This window comes from Veronia pacifica (genome assembly GCF_001707825.1).
GTDB lineage: Bacteria > Pseudomonadota > Gammaproteobacteria > Enterobacterales > Vibrionaceae > Veronia > Veronia pacifica.
In genome coordinates this window covers 39039-63928 of sequence record NZ_LYBM01000015.1, presented here as the reverse complement: position 1 = coordinate 63928, position 24890 = coordinate 39039, and the positions used below count along the sequence as shown (strand labels likewise).

The 24890-nt window shown below is 45.5% G+C and carries 22 protein-coding genes and 1 pseudogene; 11 read left to right on the top strand and 12 right to left on the bottom strand.

The window, feature by feature from the left end; all coding sequences use genetic code 11:
- Nucleotides 1–66 precede the first annotated feature (66 nt).
- From A8L45_RS09960 to A8L45_RS09950, 3 genes are all read left to right on the top strand, one after another.
- The gene (locus A8L45_RS09960; RefSeq protein ID WP_068901786.1) at nucleotides 67–1989 is read left to right on the top strand and encodes a DUF294 nucleotidyltransferase-like domain-containing protein; all 1923 of its coding nucleotides are present in this window, start codon (nucleotides 67–69) and stop codon (nucleotides 1987–1989) included.
- Nucleotides 1990–1995: 6 nt separating this feature from the next.
- On the top strand, nucleotides 1996–2733 hold the full coding sequence (locus tag A8L45_RS09955; protein ID WP_068901784.1) for a 3'-5' exonuclease: 738 nt from the start codon (nucleotides 1996–1998) through the stop codon (nucleotides 2731–2733).
- A gap of 179 nt (nucleotides 2734–2912) precedes the next feature.
- Nucleotides 2913–3371 carry an FKBP-type peptidyl-prolyl cis-trans isomerase gene (locus A8L45_RS09950; protein ID WP_068901782.1) on the top strand — a complete coding sequence of 153 codons (459 nt, stop codon included), beginning with the start codon at nucleotides 2913–2915 and terminating at the stop codon, nucleotides 3369–3371.
- 77 nt (nucleotides 3372–3448) lie between these two features.
- On the opposite strand, the gene A8L45_RS23795 is transcribed toward A8L45_RS09950, so the two are convergent.
- Nucleotides 3449–3724, bottom strand: a complete 276-nt coding sequence (locus tag A8L45_RS23795) for a YkgJ family cysteine cluster protein (protein WP_083228287.1) — start codon at nucleotides 3722–3724, stop codon at nucleotides 3449–3451.
- 178 nt (nucleotides 3725–3902) lie between these two features.
- Here A8L45_RS23795 and A8L45_RS09945 point away from each other — a divergent pair, with 178 nt between their 5' ends.
- The 3 genes from A8L45_RS09945 (at nucleotide 3903) to A8L45_RS09935 (ending at nucleotide 6543) form a co-directional block, all read left to right on the top strand.
- Complete coding sequence (locus A8L45_RS09945) at nucleotides 3903–4346, top strand: YcgN family cysteine cluster protein (protein WP_068901780.1); 444 nt, start codon at nucleotides 3903–3905, stop codon at nucleotides 4344–4346.
- Nucleotides 4347–4632: 286 nt separating this feature from the next.
- Entirely contained in the window at nucleotides 4633–5598 is a 966-nt protein-coding gene (dusC, locus tag A8L45_RS09940; protein WP_068901778.1) for a tRNA dihydrouridine(16) synthase DusC, read from the top strand.
- 180 nt (nucleotides 5599–5778) lie between these two features.
- Nucleotides 5779–6543: a TerC family protein gene (locus tag A8L45_RS09935; protein ID WP_068901776.1), complete on the top strand. Its 765-nt coding sequence runs from the start codon at nucleotides 5779–5781 to the stop codon at nucleotides 6541–6543.
- Nucleotides 6544–6835: 292 nt separating this feature from the next.
- Here A8L45_RS09935 and A8L45_RS09930 read toward each other — a convergent pair whose 3' ends face one another.
- Nucleotides 6836–7318 carry a Rossmann-fold NAD(P)-binding domain-containing protein gene (locus tag A8L45_RS09930; RefSeq protein WP_245680695.1) on the bottom strand — a complete coding sequence of 161 codons (483 nt, stop codon included), beginning with the start codon at nucleotides 7316–7318 and terminating at the stop codon, nucleotides 6836–6838.
- A 137-nt stretch (nucleotides 7319–7455) separates the two neighbouring features.
- On the opposite strand from A8L45_RS09930, the gene A8L45_RS09925 reads away from it, so the two are divergent.
- Nucleotides 7456–8100 (top strand): YecA family protein, encoded by a 645-nt coding sequence (locus A8L45_RS09925; RefSeq protein WP_068901773.1) that lies wholly within the window; start codon nucleotides 7456–7458, stop codon nucleotides 8098–8100.
- A complete protein-coding gene (locus A8L45_RS09920) occupies nucleotides 8101–8493 on the top strand; it encodes a (deoxy)nucleoside triphosphate pyrophosphohydrolase (protein WP_068901771.1) in 393 nt (130 codons plus the stop codon).
- A 65-nt stretch (nucleotides 8494–8558) separates the two neighbouring features.
- On the opposite strand, the gene dsbB is transcribed toward A8L45_RS09920, so the two are convergent.
- Nucleotides 8559–9128, bottom strand: coding sequence for a disulfide bond formation protein DsbB (dsbB, locus tag A8L45_RS09915; protein WP_068901768.1), 570 nt, complete (start codon nucleotides 9126–9128; stop codon nucleotides 8559–8561).
- A gap of 81 nt (nucleotides 9129–9209) precedes the next feature.
- The gene (gene nhaB, locus A8L45_RS09910) at nucleotides 9210–10796 is read right to left on the bottom strand and encodes a Na(+)/H(+) antiporter NhaB (RefSeq protein WP_068901765.1); all 1587 of its coding nucleotides are present in this window, start codon (nucleotides 10794–10796) and stop codon (nucleotides 9210–9212) included.
- A 454-nt stretch (nucleotides 10797–11250) separates the two neighbouring features.
- Between nhaB and fadR the strand changes: the two genes are divergently transcribed.
- Entirely contained in the window at nucleotides 11251–12102 is an 852-nt protein-coding gene (gene fadR, locus A8L45_RS09905; protein ID WP_068901764.1) for a fatty acid metabolism transcriptional regulator FadR, read from the top strand.
- Between the two features lie 77 nt (nucleotides 12103–12179).
- Here fadR and A8L45_RS09900 read toward each other — a convergent pair whose 3' ends face one another.
- From A8L45_RS09900 to gap, 5 genes are all read right to left on the bottom strand, one after another.
- Entirely contained in the window at nucleotides 12180–13724 is a 1545-nt protein-coding gene (locus A8L45_RS09900) for a SpoVR family protein (RefSeq protein WP_068901761.1), read from the bottom strand.
- Nucleotides 13725–13768: 44 nt separating this feature from the next.
- Nucleotides 13769–15040, bottom strand: a complete 1272-nt coding sequence (locus A8L45_RS09895; protein ID WP_068901759.1) for a YeaH/YhbH family protein — start codon at nucleotides 15038–15040, stop codon at nucleotides 13769–13771.
- 44 nt (nucleotides 15041–15084) lie between these two features.
- Nucleotides 15085–17019, bottom strand: a complete 1935-nt coding sequence (locus A8L45_RS09890; RefSeq protein WP_068901757.1) for a PrkA family serine protein kinase — start codon at nucleotides 17017–17019, stop codon at nucleotides 15085–15087.
- A 524-nt stretch (nucleotides 17020–17543) separates the two neighbouring features.
- On the bottom strand, nucleotides 17544–18419 hold the full coding sequence (locus tag A8L45_RS09885; RefSeq protein ID WP_068901755.1) for a D-hexose-6-phosphate mutarotase: 876 nt from the start codon (nucleotides 18417–18419) through the stop codon (nucleotides 17544–17546).
- 103 nt (nucleotides 18420–18522) lie between these two features.
- Nucleotides 18523–19518, bottom strand: coding sequence for a type I glyceraldehyde-3-phosphate dehydrogenase (gene gap, locus A8L45_RS09880; RefSeq protein ID WP_068901752.1), 996 nt, complete (start codon nucleotides 19516–19518; stop codon nucleotides 18523–18525).
- A gap of 426 nt (nucleotides 19519–19944) precedes the next feature.
- On the opposite strand from gap, the gene msrB reads away from it, so the two are divergent.
- Complete coding sequence (gene msrB / locus A8L45_RS09875; protein ID WP_068901750.1) at nucleotides 19945–20337, top strand: peptide-methionine (R)-S-oxide reductase MsrB; 393 nt, start codon at nucleotides 19945–19947, stop codon at nucleotides 20335–20337.
- Nucleotides 20338–20371: 34 nt separating this feature from the next.
- Here msrB and A8L45_RS09870 read toward each other — a convergent pair whose 3' ends face one another.
- Nucleotides 20372–21235, bottom strand: a complete 864-nt coding sequence (locus A8L45_RS09870; RefSeq protein ID WP_083228286.1) for a DUF2989 domain-containing protein — start codon at nucleotides 21233–21235, stop codon at nucleotides 20372–20374.
- Between the two features lie 315 nt (nucleotides 21236–21550).
- On the opposite strand from A8L45_RS09870, the gene A8L45_RS09865 reads away from it, so the two are divergent.
- On the top strand, nucleotides 21551–21835 hold the full coding sequence (locus tag A8L45_RS09865) for a YeaC family protein (RefSeq protein WP_068901748.1): 285 nt from the start codon (nucleotides 21551–21553) through the stop codon (nucleotides 21833–21835).
- Between the two features lie 50 nt (nucleotides 21836–21885).
- On the opposite strand, the pseudogene ansA reads toward A8L45_RS09865, so the two are convergent.
- Both ansA and sppA read right to left on the bottom strand, forming a co-directional pair.
- Nucleotides 21886–22895: pseudogene (gene ansA / locus A8L45_RS09860) on the bottom strand (asparaginase).
- 87 nt (nucleotides 22896–22982) lie between these two features.
- A complete protein-coding gene (gene sppA / locus A8L45_RS09855) occupies nucleotides 22983–24848 on the bottom strand; it encodes a signal peptide peptidase SppA (protein ID WP_068901746.1) in 1866 nt (621 codons plus the stop codon).
- Nucleotides 24849–24890 lie beyond the last annotated feature (42 nt).

Sequence of the window (24890 nt, the reverse complement as noted above, 5' to 3'; positions counted from 1 at the left end):
AGCAATTAGAGTGATATCATCAAGGCAGATCATCGATCTGCCTTGCTACTTTTTTGGAGACAAAGAGTGGAAGCTGAACAGAGAGAGGTGGCCAGCTTTCTGGCCCAGTATGCGCCTTTTGATGAATTGCCGTCAGATACGGTCGATAGTATTGCCCAGCAAATAGAAATTGCATATTTCAGAGCGGGGTCTGAGATCCTCAAGTTTGGTGATCCTATCCATGACTTGTCTGTGGTAAGAAGCGGTTCTGTGGAAATATTCCGGCGAAATGGTGAGTTGTACAATCGCTTGACGACTGGTGACCTGTTCGGGCAAATGGGGCTCCTGATGAACCGGAAAGTACGTCTTCCAGCAAAGGCGCTGGAGGATACACTCATCTACTTTATACCCGATAAGGTATTCGACAGTCTGTTCGAGGAATTTGAACAATTTGCTGATTTTGTCGAAATTGAGGGTCGGACAAGGCTCCGGCAAGCAGTCGAAAATCACCATGACAGTAACGACCTGACGACCTCGAAAGTACGTTCCCTGATAATGCGCGAACCCATATCTGTCACTGAACAGGCGACTGTGCGTGAAGCGGCAGAAGTGATGGCGGCTGACGATGTATCTTCAGTCCTGGTCCTCTATTCTGACATTGAAACGGGACAACCTGACATTGATATTGACTCTCATGGAGCGGATGAGTCGAATGTGCCAGGCGGGCTTGCTGGCATAGTAACCGACAGAGATCTTCGTAATCTCGTTCTGGCAGAGGGGCGATCGCCTGATACCCTTATTTCAGATATTATGTCACCACAGGTCATGTCTCTTGACCACAATGCCTATGTATTTGAGGCAATGTTGGTCATGCTGCGTAATAACCTCCACAACCTACCTATTTTACGCCGTGATATACCGATCGGCGTGATCTCAATGTCTGACATTGTCCGCTACGAATCCCAGAGTAGCCTTTTTCTGGTCAGTAGCATTTTCAATCAACAGTCCGTTGAGGATCTGGTCTCTCTGTCTCAAGACGTCAAGCCATGCTTTGTGCGTATGGTTAATGAAGACGCAAACTCTCACATGATCGGAAGTGCGATGGCAGTGATTGGACGAAGCTTTAAGCAGCGATTGCTTGAGCTGGCTGAAGAGAAGTTGGGTTCCCCACCAGTGCCTTATTGTTTTCTTGCTCTCGGGTCAATGGCACGTGATGAGCAGTTGATTGTCACAGATCAGGATAATGCGATCATTCTTGATGACAGATACGATCCCAGTGAGCACGAAGAGTATTTCAGTGCATTGGCAACCTTCGTTTGTGACGGGTTAAACCTCTGTGGTTATCCTTATTGCAAGGGCAACATCATGGCTGTTAATCCAGAGTGGAGAAAAACCCGTTCAGAATGGGAACGTACCTTTTCTGAGTGGATAGATGAACCCAACCCCAAATCTTTGCTCAATAGTTCTATTTTCTTCGACCTTGATGGTGTCTGGGGGGCGACGAACTGGGCAGAACAGTTGAAAGCATTCGTAGGCCGCAGAGCGCGTCGCAACAACCGTTTTCTTGCCTGCATGGCAAGAAACGCGCTGAGCCGTAAACCACCACTGGGTTTTTTTAGGGGCTTTGTGATGGAGCAGGACGGTCGACATAAAAACTCTATCAATCTGAAGCGGCGCGGGGCAGCGCCGTTGGCCGAACTCATTCGGGTTCACGCTCTCGCAATTGACTCACGTGCTCAGAACTCGTTTGAACGCCTCGACGACATTATTGAAGCGGGAATTCTCCCTACCGGCAGGGCAGCAGACTTACGAGATGCCTTAGAGTTTATTTCTACTGTTCGGATAAGACATCAGGCGCTGGATATCGAGGCTGGTATAGACCCTGACAATAACATTGAGCCAGAAAACCTCTCTGACTTTGATAAACGTCACCTGAAAGATGCTTTTCAGATCCTGAGTAATGCCCAGAGTTTTCTGAAGTTTCGCTATCAGCCAAATAGAGGAAACTGATTATAAATGCTGTACTTAGGAAGAGATGAAAGACTTGCTGGTGGCCCGAGAGGGCCAGATTGGACGTTAATCAACAAACGCCTCGGTAAAAAGGCAAAAGACAGTCGACTTAAAAAGTTTTATCAAACAGGAGTCGTTGATGGTGCGACTCCCTTATCAGATGTGGATTTTGTTGCCCTTGATTTTGAAACTACTGGGCTCGAACATGCACACAGTGACATAGTCAGTATCGGACTTGTGCCTTTTTCGTTGTCTCGAATATATTGTAATCAGGCAAGGCACTGGATCTTGAACCCTCGAAAGCCTCTGGCAGAAGAGTCTGTGGTGATACACGGCATTACTCATAGTGATATTAAAGAAGCGCCAGATTTACGTGGAGTACTGGATGAAGTATTGGAAGCGCTGGCTGGGAAAATTGTTGTGGTGCATTACCGTCGTATAGAGCGAAACTTTTTTGATCAAGCGTTAAAAAGACGGATAGGTGAGGGCGTATTGTTCCCTGTGGTTGATACTCTGGAGATAGAGGCAAGGTTTCATCGCCGACCATGGCATAAATGCTTGTCATGGTTGATAAACAAACCTATGGCTTCAGTCAGGCTCGCAGATAGCCGTTCCAGATATAAGTTACCCTTTTATCAGGGACACAACGCGATGACAGATGCGATAGCGACAGCAGAGTTGTTGCAGGCACAGGTTGCTCACAGATATTCACCTGTTCACCCAATTCGTGGGCTATGGTGCTGACCATCACTATTACTTGTCGGCAGTGGATTGAAAATAAACATTATTTTATCCATTGTCGCAGTATAAAACCGAATATCAACTAGACTTGGAAATAGTTGTAGCTGGATAAATAATTGATACGACGAGAGTCGTTACGTTGCTTGAGATAAATTTTAAGGACTGAACAAGGATTTATTGTAATGATTGAGAAAGATAAAGTTGTAGTTATCGAGTACACGGTACAGGACCTCGACGGAGCAGTTATTAACTCGAACGAATCAGATGAGCCAATGGCATTCATCTTCGGTGCAGGTCAAGTGATTCCGGGGCTGGAGACAGGTCTCGCTGGCAAAGCCGCTGGTGATGCCTTTGACGTCCGCTTAGAGGTTGAGGAAGCTTACGGTCCGCGCGTTGAGGAACTCGTGCAGGAAGTACAGCGCGCTGCATTCCAGGGAGTCGACAACATAGAAGAAGGTATGGTGTTTACTGCTAATGGCCCGAAGGGTGACATTCAAGTAACGGTTGTCAGTGTGACTGATGACAAAGTGGTTGTTGATGGCAATCATCCCCTTGCCGGTAAGGGATTGCACTTTGTTGGTAAGGTGGTCGAAGTTCGCGATGCGACTGATGAAGAACTCAGCCATGGTCATGCACACTGATTGTCAGTATCAAAAAACAGAAAAAACGGCTTGAAAGGCCGTTTTTTTGTTTAGTCAGGGAGCTTGTTGTCCTGTCGTCAGGTCAATTCTTCCAGTTCAGTTAGGGTTGCCATGGCATACACATTACTGGTTCCACAAATTGTGGCGTCAGGTTTAAACTGGCTGCATACCTTGGGTCTTTCCGGCTTACCGAAGAGACGACAAAGGTTTTTCTCGTTTAACTGAACACACCTTACTCCCGCTGGTTTTCCAGACGGCATACCCGGTATAGGCGAGGATATACTCGGAGCAATACAGCAAGCACCGCAGCCCAGTCGGCATTCAGTGGACGTTATTAGGTTAATCCTATTCATTACTTCTTACCAACACAGCTGAATCGGCCGCACATTAACACTCTCTCTTTGAAATGCAAAGCTTCGCAGGGAGTATCATGAGTAAACCGTTTTCTGGTTTGAGCTTGAACTTTACTCTCAGTATGGTTATAACCATCGCCTTTTAGCGTAAACATACCGATAAGCAGGACAAAGTAAGATGACAGCTCCATTCTGGCAACAGAAGCAATTGACCGAAATGACCGACAAAGAGTGGGAATCTCTTTGTGACGGCTGCGGTAAATGCTGCCTGCATAAACTCATCGACGAGGAAACTGACGAGCTTTATTACACCAATGTCGCTTGCAGTCTGCTGGATAAAAAAACCTGTTCGTGTAAAGACTACGCCAACCGCTTTAGCTATGACGAAGAGTGTATCAAGTTGACGCGGGACAAAATTGATGACTTTTACTGGTTACCTCATACCTGTGCTTATCGTCTATTAGCGGAAGGGAAGCCCATTCCTGATTGGCACCCCCTGATCACAGGATCTAAAGAAGCCATGCACAAAGCAGACGAATCGGTAAAAGAGAAAGTAGTCTATGAAATTGATGTCATCGACTGGGAAGACCACATTTTGAATCATCCAAATAGAATCGGCTGAGACCTAAGATCTCATTCTATTTGTATACTGTCTGTTGAGCTTATACGCCTGACGATATAGAGAACAAATAACTTTCTGCGCCATCTTTCTGTTCTTCAAATACGAAGCTTGCTGGCTACTTTTGGAATATTCTTTACCAAATGAATTTGTTGTTACAAGACCATAGTTCTTGATGCTTTTTGTTTACCTGATACTGAATGACCCCGATGAACGAAGTTACGATTGATATCCTTACACCATTGATTCACCTCAACCCTCATAGTGTTACGAGTTGGGGGATCTGCACATGCGTTTAATTCTGGGACCAATGGAAGGGGTGCTGGATCCCTTGATGCGTCAGATCCTGACCGAGATCAATCCATACGACATGTGCGTGACGGAGTTTGTTCGTATCGTCGACCGAAAGCTACCTGCCAGAGTGTTTCACCGAGTCTCGCCCGAGCTCAATCAAGGTGGAAAAACCTTGTCAGGTACACCTGTCAGGGTGCAGCTTCTGGGGCAATCTCCCCAATTTATGGCAGAAAATGCAGCGTTAGCGGTCGAGCTTGGTTCTCCGGGAATTGATATCAATTTTGGTTGTCCTTCCAAAATAGTTAACGGCAACAAGGGAGGAGCAGCATTGTTGAAAGAACCTGATTTGATGTATCAGGTTATTCGCTCTGTAAGAGATGCTGTGCCATCTGACCAGACAGTCAGTGCAAAAATTCGTCTGGGCTTTGATGATTGTTCCCCTTACCGTGAAATCACTGATGCGGTGCAACAGGCTGGTGCCGATGAACTTGTTGTCCACGGTCGAAGTAAAGCTGATGCTTATCGCGCTGGCACCATTCGCTGGGATTTGATCGGTGATATCAATCAGCGTTTATCCATCCTTGTTACCGCCAATGGAGACATTTGGAACCAACAAGAGGCGATGCGTTGTCAAGAGGTTACTGGTTGTAAGACGCTTATGGTATGTCGTGGCGCACTTAATATGCCAAACCTTGGTGCTCATATTAAGTTGGGTGAGGCACCGATGCCTTGGCCAGAGTTGCTTGAGCTGTTAATCAAGTATTCTCAGTTTGAGATCAATGGTGATAAAGGTATGTATTATCCGAATCGGGTTAAGCAATGGTTCCGATATCTTCAGGTGCAATATCCGGAAGCAAAATCTTTGTTTGTTAATCTCCGTCGGCTTAATGATAAAAACGAAATCCTGCGTGAGATACTTGTTGAGCGCGAAGCAGTAAAAGATTCACAAATTTTTATTTAAGTAATTGATAGATAATATATAAATTACATTTACCTCTTGTTACAAATTGACTGTTGCGCATGTGACTAATCACTCGTTATTATCGCGCCGCATTCTAGCCAAGAGGTAAATATAACAATATATGGACGACCCCTCGCGTTGTTTCCGATTTTTCCGCTTCTTAACTAAGGAGTCGGCATTATGATAGAGCTTTTCCTTCAACCTGAGTCACTGATTATTCTCGCTACCCTGTTTACATTGGAACTTGTTCTGGGTGTCGATAACATTGTCTTTATTTCAGTGCTTTGTGAGCGTCTTCCTGCTCACCAGCGTAAATTTGCCCGTAACCTAGGTATTGGTTTGGCAGTAGCAGTACGCATACTGTTAGTATTTTCGATAAGTTGGCTAATGTCGCTGACTGAGCCGCTGGTTGCGCTTGGCAGTGTCAGTTTTACTGGCCGTGATCTTATTCTTATTGCCGGTGGTGCTTTTCTGCTGGTCAAAAGTATCAAGGAACTTAAGCACTGGTTACTGCCGTCAGATGATATGGCTGGGAGTAAAGTGGCTGCTGGTTTGGCATTGGTTCTCCTGCAAATTGTTGCGGTAGATGCGGTATTCTCCATGGATTCGGTGATCACTGCGGTAGGTATGACGTCCGAAATCCCTCTTATGGTAGCGGCGATTCTGGCATCTGCGATCATTATGGTCCTGTGTGCAGAGCGAATAAACCACTACGTGATGAAGTATCCTGGCTTCAAAACGTTAGCGCTGCTGTTTCTGGTGTTACTGGGTGTAATGCTAATGGTTGAGGGCTTTGGAATTCACTTCAATAAAGGCTATGTCTATTTTGCGATGGCATTTGGTCTGGTGATGGAAGCTTGTCATATATTGCTTCAAAAGAAGCAGCGTAAAGCACGTCGAAGAGTTATTACGCGTATTCGTCCATTTAAAATGGCTAGACCGTGAAAGGTTGGATTGCAATAAGACAATCCGATATACATAGTGAAAAGGCAGCTGAAAAAGCTGCCTTTTGTGTTTATCACTGTGACGATAATGAACCAAGGAAGTTAGTAACTCTGCAGCATTCTGCCCGAGAGCACTTTCAAGTCTGCCCTTCCGGGCCAGTTTGGCGCTAAAAGTTCAGCTATCATTGCTCTGGCAACATTGACTGCGTTTACGGGTTCCAGGTGGGATAGCGGTCCCATCATCGCGAAGGAGAAGGCTGACAGCACTTTTTGCAGCGTTTGCTCATCAGACCTTACATGTTCCCGTTCACCAAGGAGTGGCCGGGCCGAACAATTAACAGTCTCTCAAAACCCATATTACGCAAGGCGAACTCCATTTTTCCCTTACAGCGAAGATAGTGACTTGGCGACCAGCGGTGACTGCCAATGCTGGATACGACGGCAAGGTGTTTGACTCCCATTACCGCCATCATTTTTGCAACTCTAATGACCAAATGGAGATCAACATCTTCCAGTCCCTGCTTGCTCCCTGCGGCTTTTTTTGTTGTACCAAGGCAGATGTAGCCCTGAAGTGGTACTGGCCACTGAGGCTGCCAGTGAGTCACAGCAAGCTCTGGGTTCTGATGTTGCACCAGCTTATCAGAGGTGATGGAAATGGGGCGCCGGGTAACGACATGCACTTGAGCAACATCTGGGTCGCCCAGTAACTGATGAATAAGTTCGTCACCCACCAGTCCGGTCGCGCCTGCGACTATAACCGTTCTGGAAGAAACCATGAAACATCCTTATTTTCATTTTGAACAATAAGCATAGCGCCTGTAGGGTCCAGCTTCAGCAAGAACTCTGAAACAGGCTTTGAGAATTACATGTACCTGAACTAAGATCAGACGTTTTTGACGCTACGAGACAATATATGTCAATTTTGCTGGAAATGGGCGAAAAGTGGGAAGGAATGCCATCATCCTTTATCGAAGGTGTGCTGCTTGCCGCAAACATGTCGCCAGCGCCTTTGAGCCCTGATAATTGGTTGCCTTTACTGATTACGGGCGGCGTGACCGAAACATCCCCGGTTTCACTCGATGACTCAGACAAAAAAAGGGTCATGAAACAGTTTGAAACCCAGTATGCAGATCTCATGAATGGCTGTTATCGTCTGCCTGACGGATTGAAATTGGAAGAGGGGGTCACTGAATCACATCAGTTTTTTGCCGAAGGCTTTTTATCCGTATGGCCGATCATTGAACCCTTTTGGCAGGAAGTATCAATGCCAGATGGTACAAGACGGATGTTGTCAGCATTGATGACAACCATGATGTTTCTCAATGATGAAGAGGGAACAATCAGGCAGATGGAGCAGGCAGGTTTAACTTCGCTTCCAGGGCCAGAGAGTTACTATCGGCAGCTCGAAGTGATGATCGCTGAAGTCTCTGTAGCCGCTGACCATATTCAGCATGGCAGCGGTGCCAGTTCAGTAAATCCGTATAAAGATGTTGGCAGAAATGATCCATGCCCCTGTGGTAGTGGAAAAAAATTCAAGAAATGCTGCGGTAGGGGATAGATGCAAAACAGAAAGGTTCTTCGAGTTGTCGCGGGAGTAGTGAAAAAGGATGGAAAAATCCTGCTCACGCAGCGGTATGACAAAGGAGATGAGACCGGCTTATGGGAGTTTCCCGGTGGTAAGGTGGAAACCTGCGAGACTGATAGTGATGCCATTTGTCGGGAGCTTGAGGAAGAGTTAGCTATTCAGGTAGAAGTTGTGTCGCCGTTGATCGAAACACTTCATCACTACCCGGATAAGTCCATTCTCCTGTGTAGTTACGAGTGTCAGTGGATATCAGGGAGTATCCTGTTGCGCTGCCACCAAAAAATGGCATGGGTCGAGCCTGAAAAATTGCTGGATTTCGAACTCAGTGCTGCTGATGTGCCTGTTGTCAGAATGCTGGCGGGGTAGCATAAATAAACCCCGATAGGTTTGTCGGGGTTTAAAGTCCAAGTGTTTTTTTGCTATTTCACACTTTAACGATTCAGATCGGTCGCCGTTGGCTCGCCACGTAGCGTCGTGATTAATACTTTTAACTCACTGACAAGGACACAGACTTGAGCGGCAAGCATCATAACAAATATGACTAAAAGCCACTGAGGCATGGAGTACCCCAGAAATTCCCATACGACCATTGAGCAATCGCCGTAAGACTGAAACACAGACGGTAGCCATTCGTTCAGCGGTGCCCATGATGGAAATGATACAAATAGCTCACAGGTTGGGCCGAAAAGAACGTTTGGGTCAGGAAACTGATATTCAATATGTTGATGAGCCAGCTTTACTCCCCATACTGCTGCGACGCCCCAGCAAATGATCCCACCCCACCGAAAGAAGGCGTTGTTTGGCGCAAACAAACCAATCAATGCAGCCCCGGCAATACCGAACATGGCTACCCGTTCGTAAATACACATTACGCATGGAAGAAGGTTCATAGTGTGCTGAAAATAGAGCGCCACCACCTGAAAGGCGAGTGCGAAGAACAATAAAAGAGCCCAGGCTGGACGCCCTCTGGCTACTCTGGCAAGCGAAGAGAACACATTCATAGTGGTAGTTCATCCGGTAAAAAATAAAAGCCTTGTTTCCAAGGCTTTTATTGAAAAGGGAATTTCAGTAAAGGTCAATCACTAATGGCCTGTTGTCGCAGCACTTACTGCCGTAGATACCCCTTGCGTGATCCAGCCATTCTGGACAAACCACTCCGTTGTTGGCATCAAAAACAGTTCGATGCCTGCCAATCCCACAAGACCAAGAACGATAGTGTATGGCAGAGCCATATAAACCATTTTTCCGTACGATAGGCGAAGGAGCGGAGCCAATGTTGATGTCAGGAGGAACAGGAAAGCAGCCTGACCATTAGGCGTAGCAACTGAAGGTAGGTTGGTACCTGTATTGATCGCAACAGCCAGCATCTCGAATTGCTGACGATCAATCAGCCCATCGGTAAGTGCTTTCTTCACCTCATTGATGTAGACAGTGCCGACGAAAACATTGTCCGATACCATGGATAACAATCCATTAGCGATGTAAAACATGGTCAGTTGGCTGTGGCCATCTAACGCCAACACTTGCTGAATGATAGGAGCAAAGAGTTGCTGGTCGACAATCACGGCGACAATAGAGAAGAACACGGTGAGAAGTGCCGTGAAAGGCAAAGCTTCTTCGAAGGCTTTACCAATCTGATGTTCATCAATCACGCCAGTGAAAGAGGTCGCAAGAATAATCACAGTCAGTCCGATAAGGCCTACAGAGGCAAGGTGCATAGCAAGCGCTACGACCAACCAGACGGCAATCAGTCCTTGTGAGAATAGCTTCATTCGATCAAGATTCGTTCTCTTCTTACGCTCAGCCCGATCAAATTCCACCAAGATGTTACGAACATTTTCAGGAAGTTTACTCCCGTAATCGAATATTTTGAATTTTTCGACCATGACGCAGGTTGCCAGACCGCAGAATAGGACAGGCAAGGTCACAGGGAGCATACGGATGACAAACTCGCCGAACTGCCAGCCTGCGTTCTTGGCAATAATCAGGTTTTGCGGTTCGCCGACCATGGTCATTACACCACCCAGAGCGGTACCAACGCCAGCGTGCATCATTAGGCTGCGGAGAAAAGAGCGATAGCGCTCGAGATCGTCACGGCTAAGCTCGTCGTGAAGATGATCGTCGCTTGTGTGGTCGTGGCTTGAACCAAACTCTTTACCTGAGGCAACCTTGTGGTAAATAGCGTAGAAACCGACTGCAACACTGATGACTACGGCAATAACGGTCAGTGCATCGAGGAAGGCTGACAGGACAGCTGAAGAGAAACAGAATGTTAATGAAAGCAGTGATTTAGATCGTATCCCCAACAATATCTTCGTAAAAATGAACAGAAGTAGTTGTTTCATAAAGTAAATACCTGCCACCATGAAGATAAGTAACAGGAGTACTTCAAAATTCTGTATCAACTCGTGCTTAACATGCTCGGCACTCGTCATGCCAATGGCGACGGCTTCGAACGCCAATAAACCTCCGGGTTGGAGTGGATAGCACTTTAGCGCCATCGCGAGGGTAAATATAAATTCGATAACCAGTAACCAACCGGCAACGAATGGATCAATTGCGAAAATGATAGGGTTGATGATTAGAAATGACAGAATTGCCACTTTATACCAACTTGGTGCTTTACCAAGAAAATTCCTGATAAGAGCATTTCTTAACGAAATAGCCATAGTTACATCTCATTTTTATATGGGGGGCAAGTCGGTCTTGGAGTATTTCTCAGCAGAGGGGTCTGTTGCTCGTTTCTGCAGCGACTTCGGGGGGAAGAGAGTGCTGGTTCGGGAGAAGACGCAATGCTAACAATCCTTTTAACAAGCCCTTGCGTGCCATGCAATCCATTACATTGCAATTACTACTCGCAAGAGGCCCACATTGGTGCGACTTTTTTAATTAGATAGCTTCCAAACAAATCTTTATATTTTAAAAGTTACGGCTCTCAAAAGCCGTGCAAACTATACAATTTACATTTTACTTCGAGAAGTAACCTGCGCATTGATTGAGATCAGTCTTGCATTTACGTTGCTGACTAAGCAGGCATTTCACTGATTGTGTTTCTTGATATGAGCCAAAAGTGGTATGATGAGTAGATTATTGCATCAAGAACTGACTCGGAAAGATTAATAAATGGTGATCAAGGCGGACAGCCCAGCAACTTTTGCTGAGAAGTACATTATCGAAAGTATCTGGAACAACCATTTTCCAATGGGCTCCATCCTGCCTGCAGAGCGAGAGCTATCGGAGTTGATTGGTGTCACCCGCACAACGTTGCGCGAAGTTCTGCAGCGTCTTGCCCGCGACGGATGGTTGACCATCCAGCACGGAAAGCCAACCCGGGTTAATGATTATATGAATACCTCAGGCTTGAACATCTTGGATACGCTCGTGACATTAGAGGGCCAGGATGTACATGGAGTGCTTGAAAACCTGCTATCAGCACGCACTGATATCGGTGGTGTGTTCATGCGTTACGCTGCAAAAAATAAAGCAGAGTATACTGCCGCACTGATTGAGAAGATTATCAGTCGATGCGAACGGTTGATGGAAAGTGGTAATTTTGGCCGTTTTGTCGATGAAGTCGAAGAGAAAGCCGAAATTATGGCTAACTCCAAAAAGATTATCGATAGATTTGGTAAGTCAGACCCTGAGTTGTGTGAAGCGATTTGCTGGGCAAGGGCGTTTAACCATTACGATTACATGCTGTTCCAAGGTATGGCCCGAGCATCTGGCAACAAAATATACATGCTAACCATGAATGGTATGCGCAAGATTTACGCGCGCGTAGGTGGGTATTATTTCATGGATAAGCGAGCCTGTGAGGTTGCGTTAACTTTCTACCGTGACTTACTCAACTTAGTGGTATCTGGTGAGCACAAACACATCTCCGAGCGATTGAAACAATATGGACGTGAAAGCGGGACGTTATGGTTGTCAAATCGTGACAACATCGTTCGCCTGATGGAAGAAGAAGAAGCTTAGTGCTTAAGTCTCAGTGATCTGAAGAATAGAATTAAAAAAGAGGCTGTAAAGCCTCTTTTTTGTTTGTACACTTTTTATCAGCTACCGGGGATCAGGTCCGGATCAAATTGAGGCCGTTTTGGGCAAGTTGCAATAATCTTCGCCTTCCCATCCGGTAACTCCTCTTCCAAGACAACTTCGAAACCCCACAACCTATGAACGTGTTTGAGTACCTCTTGGTAGGAATCATTGAGTGGGATCCTATTGTGGGGAACATAACGGAGCGTTAATGAACGATTCCCCCTCAAATCAACATCCCACACCTGAATATTCGGCTCGTTGTTGCTCAGGTTGTATTGCGCCGACAACCTCTCCCTAATTTGCCGATATCCCTCTTCGTTGTGGATATTCATCACTTCGATAAAGTTCTGTCGGTCATCGTCATTGATGGCGAAAAACTTCATATCCCTCATCACTTTGGGAGATAAAAACTGACTGATAAAACTCTCATCTTTGAAATTCTGCATCGCGAAATGAACGGTTTCTAGCCAGTCTTTACCCGCGAAATCAGGAAACCAGAACTTATCTTCCTCTGTCGGGTTTTCGCAGATCCGTCTGATATCCTGAAACATGGCAAAGCCAAGTGCATATGGATTAATACCGCTGTAGTAACGGCTGTTGTAGGGCGGTTGTGCAACAACATTAGTATGGCTGTGAAGAAACTCCATGATGAATCGGTCAGATACCAAACCCTCATCGTACATATGGTTCAGGATGGTGTAATGCCAAAAAGTCGCCCATCCCTCATTCATTACTTGGGTTTGTTTCTGCGGATAGAAATACTGGCTGACCTTGCGTACTATCCTGACAATTTCGCGTTGCCATGGCTCAAGAAGTGGAGCATGTTTCTCAAAGAAGTAAAGAATGTTTTCCTGAGGTTCTGACGGGAAGCGTTCAACTTCCACCTCACGTTTTTTCTCGCTCGACGGAATGGTTCGCCACAGCGCGTTCACCTGCGTCTGCAAATAGTCTTCTCTCGATTTCTGACGTGCAACTTCCTCTGCCATAGAGATCTTCTGAGGCCGCTTATAACGGTCGACCCCGTAATTCATAAGTGCGTGACAAGAATCGAGGAGTTTCTCTACCTCGTCGACGCCATATTTCTCCTCGCAATCGTTAATGTAGTTTTTAGCGAATAGTAGGTAGTCAATAATGGAGCTGGCATCCGTCCACGTTTGAAATAGATAGTTGCCCTTAAAGAACGAGTTGTGGCCATAACTGGCGTGAGCCATCACCAGTGCTTGCATGGTAATGGTATTTTCTTCCATCAGGTAGGCTATACACGGGTCAGAATTGATCACAATTTCGTAAGCCAATCCCATGTGACCATGTTTATAATTACGTTCGGTTTCTATAAACTTCTTGCCAAACGACCAGTGGCTGTAGTTGATGGGCATCCCGACACTGGAGTAGGCATCCATCATTTGCTCAGCAGTTATGATCTCTATTTGGTTTACGTACGTGTCTAGTTTGTAGTGTTCTGCAACCCGTCTTATTTCGGTGTGGTATTGTTCAAGTAACTCGAAAGTCCAATCCGGACCATCACTCAGGGTCTTTTTCTTCTTTTTCGATGCGACAGCCATAGGAGTCCTCCTTAACATTCAGTCAGGGCGTGGATCTGAGACTTTCAGTCGACCTGTTTTTTAAACAGTTCCCGGAACACAGGGAAAATGTCGTCAGCAGTACGAATATTTTGCATTGCGAAGTTTTCGTACCCTTCATCCAGCGTTTCGTATTCTCGCCACAACGTCTGGTGCGCTCTACGAGTTATTTCTATGTAAGAATAATAACGAGTAACAGGCAGTAATTTTTGCTGAAGAATCTCTCTGCACCCTGGAGAATCGTCAGCCCAGTTATCACCGTCAGAAGCTTGAGCGGCGTAAATATTCCATTCATTAGATGGATATCTGTCCTTAAGGATCTCATCCATCAGCCTAAGGGCACTGGAAACGATAGTTCCGCCAGTTTCCTGCGAATAGAAAAACTCGTGCTCGTCGACTTCTTTTGCCAATGTGTGGTGACGGATGAAAACAACTTCCACGTTTTTGTAGGTGCGGGTTAGGAATAAGTACAAAAGAATATAGAAACGTTTTGCGATGTCCTTTGTTGCTTGATCCATGGATCCCGATACATCCATTAGGCAAAACATGACTGCCTGACTACTTGGTTGAGGCCGTTTCTCGTAATTTTTGTACCTGAGGTCAAAAGTATCGATGAATGGCACGGCAGAAATCTTGTCTCGTAGAGCCTGAATTTCTTCCTGAACTCTTTTCTCTTCGAGAGGCTGTGCTGGCTCGGTACTTCTGAGAGTTTCGAGCTCTGCCTCCAATTCTCTCACCTTACGACGCTTGCCTGCGGTCATTGCTGTTCGCCTTGCCAGCGAGTTTTGCAGTGATTTTACAATCGCAATGTTAGCGGGTACGCCTGTTGCCTTGAAGCCGGAGCGGAACGTTTTCCACTCGACCAGCTTGTTCATCTGGTTTTTCTTCAGGTTCGGCAGTTCTAGATCTTCGAATAACAGGTCCAGATATTCGTCTTTGGATATCTGGAAGACAAAATCGTCCTGTCCTTCTCCATCCGGGCTAGCGTTTCCTTCGCCAGCACCTCCACCTCCACCGCCACCGGGTGGACGCTCGATACGATCTCCCGGAATAAATTGGTCATTACCAGGGTGAACAGCGTCACGCTGTCCACCTTTACCTTGACGGAAAGTAGGCTCCCGGATGTCCCGGGAGGGAATGGTAACGCTCTCACCACTGTCTACATCAGTGATAGAACGACTGTTTACTGCATCAGCTATAGAGTCTTTGATTTGGCGCTTGTGACGGCGCAAAAACCTCTGCCTGTTTACTGTGCTTTTGTTTTTTCCGTTGAGCCTTCTATCGATAAAATGCGCCATAAGCTCCCCCCGTATTCGTTCGATGTCATTGCTGAATACCGTCCTTAGGAGGACTTACGTACTCGCAAGTACCATTCGGAGAGCAGTCTGACTTGTTTGCGTGTGTATCCTTTTTCCATCATACGAGCGACAAAGTCATCATGTTTCTTCTGCTCTTCGGTTGAGGTTTTCGCATTGAACGAAATCACAGGCAACAACTCTTCAGTATTCGAGAACATCTTCTTCTCGATGACTGTACGAAGCTTTTCGTAACTGGTCCATACTGGGTTTTTACCTTCATTGTTTGCCCTCGCACGGAGCACAAAGTTCACTATCTCGTTTCGGAAATCTTTCGGATTACTGATACCCGCTGGTTTCTCAATCTTCTCAAGTTCACTGTTGAGTGCTGACCGATCAAATAATTGTCCGGTGTCTGGGTCGCGGTATTCCTGATCCTGAATCCAGAAGTCTGCATACGTGACGTAGCGGTCAAAGATGTTCTGACCATACTCAGAATACGACTCTAAGTAGGCTGTCTGAATCTCTTTGCCAATAAATTCAACATATTTCGGAATCAGATATCCCTTGAGATGCTCCAGGTATTTCTCAGCGAACTCCTGAGGGAACTGCTCTCTCTCTATCTGCTGCTCAAGTACGTAGAATAGATGTACAGGGTTTGCTGCAACTTCAGAGTGGTCGAAATTAAATACCCGCGACAGTATCTTGAAGGCAAAACGAGTAGATAAGCCATTCATGCCTTCGTCAACACCGGCGTAATCTCTATATTCTTGATATGACTTCGCTTTCGGGTCAGTATCTTTCAGCGTTTCTCCGTCATACACTCGCATTTTTGAGTATATGCTTGAATTTTCAGGCTCTTTCAGACGTGACAGGACGCTGAAGCGGGCGAGAATATCAAGTGTACTCGGAGAGCAAGGGGCGGCAGACAACTCACTGTTCTGCAACAGCTTGTCATAAATTCTAATCTCTTCAGAGACTCTTAGGCAGTAAGGAACTTTGACGATATAAACACGGTCTAGAAACGCCTCGTTGTTCTTGTTGTTTCTGAACGTCTGCCACTCTGATTCGTTGGAGTGAGCCAGTATCATGCCGTCGAATGGCAGGGCTGACAGTCCTTCCGTACCGTTGTAGTTCCCTTCTTGCGTCGCGGTAAGAAGAGGGTGGAGTACTTTTATCGGTGCTTTGAACATCTCCACAAACTCCATTAAGCCTTGGTTGGCTTTACAGAGTGCGCCGGAATAGCTGTAAGCATCTGGATCATCTTGAGCGAAATGCTCAAGTTGACGAATATCGACCTTACCAACCAAGGAAGAAATGTCCTGATTGTTTTCGTCCCCGGGCTCGGTTTTAGCTACTGCTATCTGATCAAGAACGGAAGGTCGAACTTTGACGACTTTAAATTTTGTTATATCGCCGCCAAACTCATGTAGACGTTTGGCTGCCCATGGAGACATAATGGTTTGGACGTAGCGTTTCGGAATACCGAAATCGCTTTCAAGCACATCACCATCTTCTGCTGCATCAAAAAGACAGAATGGGTGGTCATTAACTGGGCTTCGCTCACCGTTTGCAGTAAGTACATATACTGGCACTTTCTGCATCAAGCTTTTGAGCTTTTCTGCCAGTGATGATTTACCGCCACCGACAGGACCAAGTAAATAGAGAATCTGTTTGCGTTCCTCAAGGCCCTGCGCCGCGTGCTTTAAGTACGAAACGATCTGTTCTATTGCGTCTTCCATACCATAAAAATCTTCGAAAGTTTTATAGCGTGAAATGACTCGGTTGGAAAACAGCCGACTAAGCTGCGGATCCATCGCTGTGTCGATCATTTCTGGCTCGCCGATAGCCATCAAAAGCCGCTCGGCGGCGTTTGCGTAAGCACTGCGGTCTTCGCGGCACAGATCCAGAAACTCCTGAAGGCTCAATTCTTCGTCTTTCGCTTCTTCATAGCGCTGACGATAGTGGTCAAAAATACTCATGGTCCTGTCCCCCTAAAACGCTGTACTGATAAAAAAGGATATCGCCCTGTTTACTCTCAAATCTTTCGCTCTTTTAAGATTAGACCGAACTGGTTGATTTGTGCGTTTGAATTGGTTGTTTTTTAATATAATTTTTACTTTTTGAGCTAGCGCGGGTTAATAATTCACCGCTTTCATTTCTACTATCTCTCGCTGAATTTTGATGTTCAAGAACAATATTTGCTCAAAGAGTAAACTGTGAAAGGAGATAAACTTCTGTAAATTAAAATATATGTGTCTCTTCAAAGCTGCTACATTGGATGGGTTGTGTATTGAGCGATTTGAGATATTGAGCGAGAAATGAGCAATTTTGGGCTCTTCAAACGGTTGGTATCAACACCCACATGGCGGTTATGGTAGCGATATACGACGAGCTTGTGGGGGAGAAGATGAGTTTTTTCTGCGACGCTAATTGATTTAGTGTCTTGCGCAGCTAAATCCTTTTCACTTAAAGCAAAAAGGGTGCATATGACACCCCTCTCTTTTCAGTCAACATTAATCGTTGTGGACAGATTATGACTACGGCCGGGAGCTAATCGAATTGTCGTATCGTGAATAGCGGATTCAACACACACCATTTGAAGATACCCTTCGTCTGTCATATCAGCCATCGACTCCGACAACGATTGCCAAGGATTCCAAACGACTGCTGAGCTGTTACCTGTATTTTCCATCGTTAACCGACGGTTTTCACCGTTGTCAACAATGTGTAATTTTTTTTCAGCACTCGTATAGATTCGGTCTGTTTCAGTGTTGATATCTGTGTGGCCAGGTGATGGTTTGATTACACCCTGCTCTGTGCTATCGATATACTGTTGGCCTAACCCACTGATAGATGTTGCTTTTACATCAGAGGTGCGAAGATAGGTATGTAGGGCACCACCCATCGTCCATTCACTGTCACCAGTATTGGTACTTGTCAAAGATACGCTCAGGCTTTCGCTGATATCGACGTTCAATCGGATGTCGAATTTGTGGGGCCATATCGCAAGCGACTTGTCGCAATGCTTCAGGCATAGTGTCAGTGAAGTGCGTTGTTTATTATCTGAAATACTCTCCAATTCCCAGTGACTGGTTCTGGCGAATCCATGTGATGGACTTGCAGCCTTACCGAACCAAGGCCAGCAGACTGGGATACCACCACGGATAGCTTTTTTTCCAGTTAAATCAGCATTCTGGCTCATCCAAATAAGTTCTTTTCGGCGGGCAGGCTTAAAACTGATGACATGGGCACCGAAAAGAGTAATTACAGCGCTGCCCTTGGGATGGTGAACATGAAGGGCATCTAATCCCTCGATTTCGCAAAGGGTAACATGTTGAGAAATTGAAGATTTGCTGGTCAGCTTTGAATAAATATCCATATCGCACCTTGTTCGATTTGCGCGCTCTAAGATCTAAAAAGGCGACTTAATTAGTCGCCTTTCTTCTAACACCGGTCGGTTAGAGGACCGAGTTCAATACTGATTACTTAGAGATGTGAGCAATCAGGTCCAGAACTTTGTTTGAGTAGCCAATTTCGTTGTCGTACCAAGATACAACTTTAACGAACTTGTCTGTCAGTGCGATACCAGCGTCTGCATCGAATACAGAAGTTTGAGTTTCGCCAATGAAGTCCTGAGATACGACTGCATCTTCGGTGTAACCCAATACGCCAGCCATTTCTTCAAGAGAAGCGCGTTTCATCTCAGCTTTGATGTCTTCGTATGAAGCTGCTTCTTTCAGATTAATTGTCAGATCAACTACTGAAACGTTTGCTGTTGGTACACGGAAAGCCATACCAGTCAGTTTGCCATTCAGCTCAGGAATAACCTTACCAACTGCTTTTGCTGCACCAGTAGAAGAAGGGATGATGTTTTGTGCCGCACCACGACCACCACGCCAGTCTTTCGCAGAAGGACCATCTACAGTCTTCTGAGTTGCTGTTGTTGCGTGTACTGTGGTCATCAGGCCAGACTCGATGCCCCACTTGTTGTTCAGTACTTTAGCGATAGGTGCCAAGCAGTTGGTGGTGCAAGAAGCGTTAGAAACGATGTCTTGACCAGCGTAAGTTTCTTGGTTGACGCCCATAACGAACATAGGAGTCGCGTCTTTAGAAGGACCAGTCAGGACAACTTTCTTCGCGCCAGCTTCGATGTGCTTACGTGCAGTTTCGTCAGTCAGGAACAGACCGGTTGCTTCAGCAACTACGTCAACACCTGCTTCGTCCCACTTAAGGTCAGCTGGGTTGCGTTCAGCAGTAACACGAACCACTTTACCGTTAACAAGCAGGTTGCCATCTTGGATTTCAACAGTACCGTTGAAACGACCGTGAGTTGAATCGTACTTAAGCATGTATGCCATGTACTCAACATCAATCAGGTCATTAATCGCAACAACTTCGATATCGTTACGTTCTACAGAAGCACGGAATACGAAACGGCCAATACGACCAAAACCGTTAATACCAACTTTAATAGTCATTATGTTGCTCCACAACTTAATTTCTAGTGAACTAAAACTGGTGTAAAATTACAGAAATCATGACCGCCATGCAAGAAAAAATCGGGACTAACTTGCCTCAGGTCAAAATAAGACTGAAATTTAATTACATGTCATAGATGAATATTTGAAACTTTATAAATTAATTTGATATCAGTATGTTCCGTGACATTGCTCCAAAGAATATGTTGTATGGATAATAATCAAATCTGTATAAGTTTTTATATCATCTAGTATCGCTTTATTGGTCTCATTGTCGCGTTTGAAAAATGAGACAACCGAACTTTGTGTTAAATTGTTTCGTTATTACCTTTCAGAATAAATTGATTATTATTGAAATCATTCTAAAAATTATGGTTCCAATTGATATAGATTCATAATTTAAACGGAATCTACAGAGAGGTTCATATGTCAGGTGAAACACCATCAAATGAGTGGCGAGAAAGGCTCACTAAAGAGCAGTTCAGAGTATGCCGTGAAGGTGGAACAGAGGCGCCATTTACCGGGGCCTTGCTGCATAATGAAGAAAAAGGGGTGTATCAATGCGTCTGTTGCCACAAACCGCTATTTACATCGGATACAAAATTTAATTCGGGTTGTGGATGGCCTAGTTTTGATAAATCCTTGCCTGATTCCATCCGATATCTGAAAGACCAGAGTCACGGTATGATAAGAACTGAGATACGTTGCGCATATTGTGACAGTCATCTTGGGCACGTCTTTGACGATGGTCCGACAGAAACCGGTACTCGCTACTGTGTCAACTCGGTTTCTTTAGATTTTGAGAAAGACAGCCAGTAGTCGTTATTTGAAAGCGTTGAGTTAACAGGGGCCCTTATCGCTCTTCGGTAAAACGCTCGACCATAGCAAATGTGAAGGAGCCGCTATCAATGGCTGAGGCGACCTCGCCCGCTAACTCAGACAAGCTGTCCCTTGTTTCCGGCTCCATGGGATACATCATTTCCAACTTCTTTGGACCGGCGACGGGTAGTTCAAGAAAATTTCCAACCATTGCCCAAAAATAAGCATTCTCTACTTTCTCCAGTGCATGGTAGCTTGTTGCGAGCGACTTTACAGCTTCAGAGACAGCTTTATCTCTCACTTCTCCCGTATGTCCTTTGTAATAGGTGAGTGCCTTAACCAATATATACGCTGCGTGCGCTTTATCTTTATCGATGTAATAGCTGGCAAGGCCAAGTTGTAGCTCAGTTGAGTCCAGATATGGTGTGTCCTCAAGGCGAAGATATTGCTCTAAAGCTTTCTTATCGCCCTGACTCCAACGGTATAAAATAATTTCTGGTAATGGAGATGTTTCGAGTTCTTTCTCTAGGCGACGTTCTGAATCTTTAGCATGAAATAAAGCAACCGATCGACGTGATAGCTTTTCTTTCAATGTCGTAGTTTGAATTTGTGCCGAGACAGTCATGCATTTGATGTATATTTTGGTCAACTTTAACTCAGTAAACTTAACCATATCTCTGGGTTTTTCTTTTGATTCATAGCGCTGCCAGATAAGGGCTGTCCTCTCGTCCTTACACTGATTGTCATCCAGATTGAGTTTTTCACACAGTGCTTTGTTACTGGCACAGAGTTGGTTTGTACTACGATGATTTTCAGTGCATGAGACCAGCGTAAAAACGGCGAGTAGTACCATTGGCCTTAAATAGCGCAGGGATACCTGATAATGGTTAACATACATGGAGTTATTCTCGTCTTTATCAATTGTCTCATTATTTAAACAGTAGCGTAATGTTGTTTAATCAGGGTATTTTTTCGACTGAGACTCATAAGTGATTGAGCGTCGTTGGTGATCGTTTTTAGATCTGTTGTTAGTGGATCAGGTGCCTGCTACATACCTAATGTACAAAGGCTTAATGCACCTATGAACTCGGGTAAAGTTGCTACAGACGGAGCTGTGCGTTTTCATAACTATTCACAACTCGAAGTCGGTGGGCTTGACAGCATTTATAAATAAATTAGTGTTGTCAGCAGATTAATGGATGGATGATTTGCTATGGATACAGAACAACTTCTTTCTTCTATCACTCCAGACGTCTTGGAGAGATTGACCTACGCCGTTGAAACAGGGAAATGGCCAGAGGGAACAGCGCTGACAAAAGAACAGCGCGACAACGCTATGCAAGTGATCATGTTATACCAGTCTCGCTATAACACGTCGCCTGAACATATGACTGTCGCAGCAGGCGGAGATATTGCCTTTAAATCCAAACAGGAACTAAAACGAGAATTCACTGATCTGCCTTCAACTATTGCCAGACTCAAACCAGCAAACGACTGACTCTCATTTTCACGAGTAATAAAAAACCAGCAAAATGCTGGTTTTTTTATTTAGTGAGTCAACTCACCACGCAGGTCTTTCTGAAGCAAGGCTCTCACTCTGTCTATGGGCTCACCCTTACTCAGCAGGTAGTGAAGCTTAGCCAGTGCCGCTTCAGGTGTCATATCAAACCCGCTCAAAACTCCAGCTTCGGCAAGTGCACAACCCGTAGCGTAGCCATCCATATTGACACGCCCTGCGAGACATTGCGTCAGATTGAGCACTATAACCCCGCGCTCCGCCGCTTCTTTCAGGAGTTGATGGAGTTCTGCATTTTGTGGTGCATTACCAACACCGAAAGTAAGCAGTATCATGGCGTTGACTGGCTGTTTCAGGGCATTTCGCACCACTTCAGGAGAAATTCCCGGGTACATCATAATCACTGCCACTGGTTGTTCTGTAATAGTGTGAACAGTGAATTCTCCACCAGTCTGTTTATCAATCTCTCCGCTTTTGAGCTGTATGTTTATACCTGCTTCCAGAAGCGGAGCAAAATTGGGAGAGGTAAACGCATTAAAACCGTCAGCATGCGACTTTGTACTGCGATTCCCGCGAAGGAGCTGATTATTAAAGAAGAGTGAGACTTCGTTAATCGGGTAATTTGCCGCTATGTGCAGGGCATTTAAAAGATTAGCCTGACCATCTGACCGCAGCTCGGCAAGAGGTATTTGTGAACCTGTAACGATGACGGGTTTACCCAGATTTTCGAGCATAAAAGAAAGTGCTGATGCAGTATAGGCCATGGTGTCTGTGCCATGCAGAATGACAAAACCATCATACTTGTCGTAATTTTTACCAATATCGTCAGCAATACGTTGCCAGTCGGCTGGAGTCATATCTGAAGAGTCAATTAACGGTTGATACTCATGAATGGTGAATTCAGGCATCTCCGGCCATGAAACTCCGGCATATTCTCCAGCTGTTTTTGCATGAACCCAGACACAGGTATGTAACCCTGCTCAGACTTTTGCATTCCAATCGTACCGCCGGTATAGGCGATATATATATGTTTTCTTTGCATCTTCACATCGTTCAGGTTTCTGTTCCGGTGCGGCATTATACGCGTCAGTGAAATGAAAAAAACCCCGGCTTGGCCGGGGTGATCTCACTATTGATAATAATTACAGTTCAGACAAAAGGCATAACGGCCATTTGGGTCATTGAACTGGCTGAGGGTATTCACCTCTTCCAGAATTTTTCCCGAGAACTGCTGTGCCACTGTCGGCAATTGTGCTTTGATTTGAACGCCGACCAGAGTAGATACCTGATTGATCATGTCGTAGAAGAATTGCTCCGCTGGGGTGAGCTCTTCCTGCATCCAGTTAAGCGAGTAATCCTTTAATCCTGCTAGTTCAGCAGCGGCCACCAGTGCATCGTCAAAGTCACCAAGTTGATCGACGAGTCCATTTTTCAGTGCATCGGAACCTGTCCAGACCCTTCCCTGAGCAATACCATCAACTTCTGCCATTGGCATATTTCTGTGATTGGCAACCAAGCTGATAAAGCGTTGGTAGCCGTGGTTGATACCAAGTTGCATGATATCGCCGATCTCTTCTGGCAGGGCACGGGTTACACCAAGGCTTGCGAAGGGCGTTGTACCCACGCCATCGTTATACACGCCATATTCTTCAAGGATCTTTTCAAATGTCGTCAGGACGGCAAAAATGCCAATTGAACCGGTAATAGTTGTGGGTTGCGCAATAATACGGTCAGCACTTGATGAGATCCAATATCCCCCTGAAGCAGCGACACTCGACATAGAAACAACAACGGGTTTACCAGCTGAGCGAAGTGCATCTACGCCATTTCGAATGACTTCAGAGGCAAAAGCACTGCCACCTGGGCTGTTTACTCTCAGTACTACAGCCTTTACATCTTTATTTAGCAGAGCGTCACGAAGTTTTTTGGCCGTGGAGTCACCACCAACGGAGTTAGCTTGACCCACTCCGTCAACAATACCGCCACTGGCGACGACAACCGCAATCTGGTCAGTGGAAAAATTAAATGATGATGGAGTCAGCGCGTAGTCATAAATACTGACATAGTTGAAGCTGTCCTTGCCGTCGCTGCCAAAGTCTTCAGCCAATGATTTTCTCATTTCCTGACGGGTCGCTAATTTGTCAATGAGGCCAAGGCGTTTACTCAGTACAGCAAAATCACCCTGTACTTCTGCCAAAGCTGATTTCAGGTTTTTTGCTGAAGGTGTCAGTACAGAGGCATTGATGTTTCGGTTGCTGGCTACATCCTGCACATATGCATTCCAGAGTTGGTTTAGCCAGTTAGTGCTCGATTCCCTGGCCGCTGCAGACATAGAAGAGCGGGTATAAGGTTCGACAAATGACTTATAGGTACCGACGCGAAACACGTGTGTGGTGACATTTAACTTTTCGAGTAACTCTTTGAGGTAAAGGTTATAAGATCCGTACCCTTGAAGGAGTACCGCGCCATCAGGTGACATCATGACCTCATCGGCCAAGCTTGCCAGATAGTATTGGCTCTGACTGTAATGACCGCCAATTGCCACGACTTTTTTTCCTGATTTCTTAAATTCTTTGATGGCTTTAGCAATGTAGCGCAACTGGGTTAGGCTAGTTTCCGGCATGCCAGAAATACTTAAAACCAGACCATTAATCTTGTCATCTTCGGCAGCAGCACGAATCTTATCTACCACATCAAACAATACCGTCTCAGAAGGAATTGACTGACCAAGAAGGTCCAGCTTTGCAATGTCGTAGGGGTCGAATTGACTGCGTTGCTCAACGATAGGTCCATCGATATCAACCAGCAGTGCTCTGTTTCCGACGAGGGTAGCGGTGTCTTTTTCAGTGTGAAGAGACGTTTCCGTCGTTACAGCAATGTAAATAATTGCGATCAATGCAATAAACAGTAGGTTGGTGATCAACAATCTAAGAAAATTGAGCGTTTTTCCCGCCCAACGAAAAATATTCGCAATGAATTTAAAGAGTTTTTTCATATTTCAGTCCGGCTAAACTTGATGCCAATATCCTATCTAATC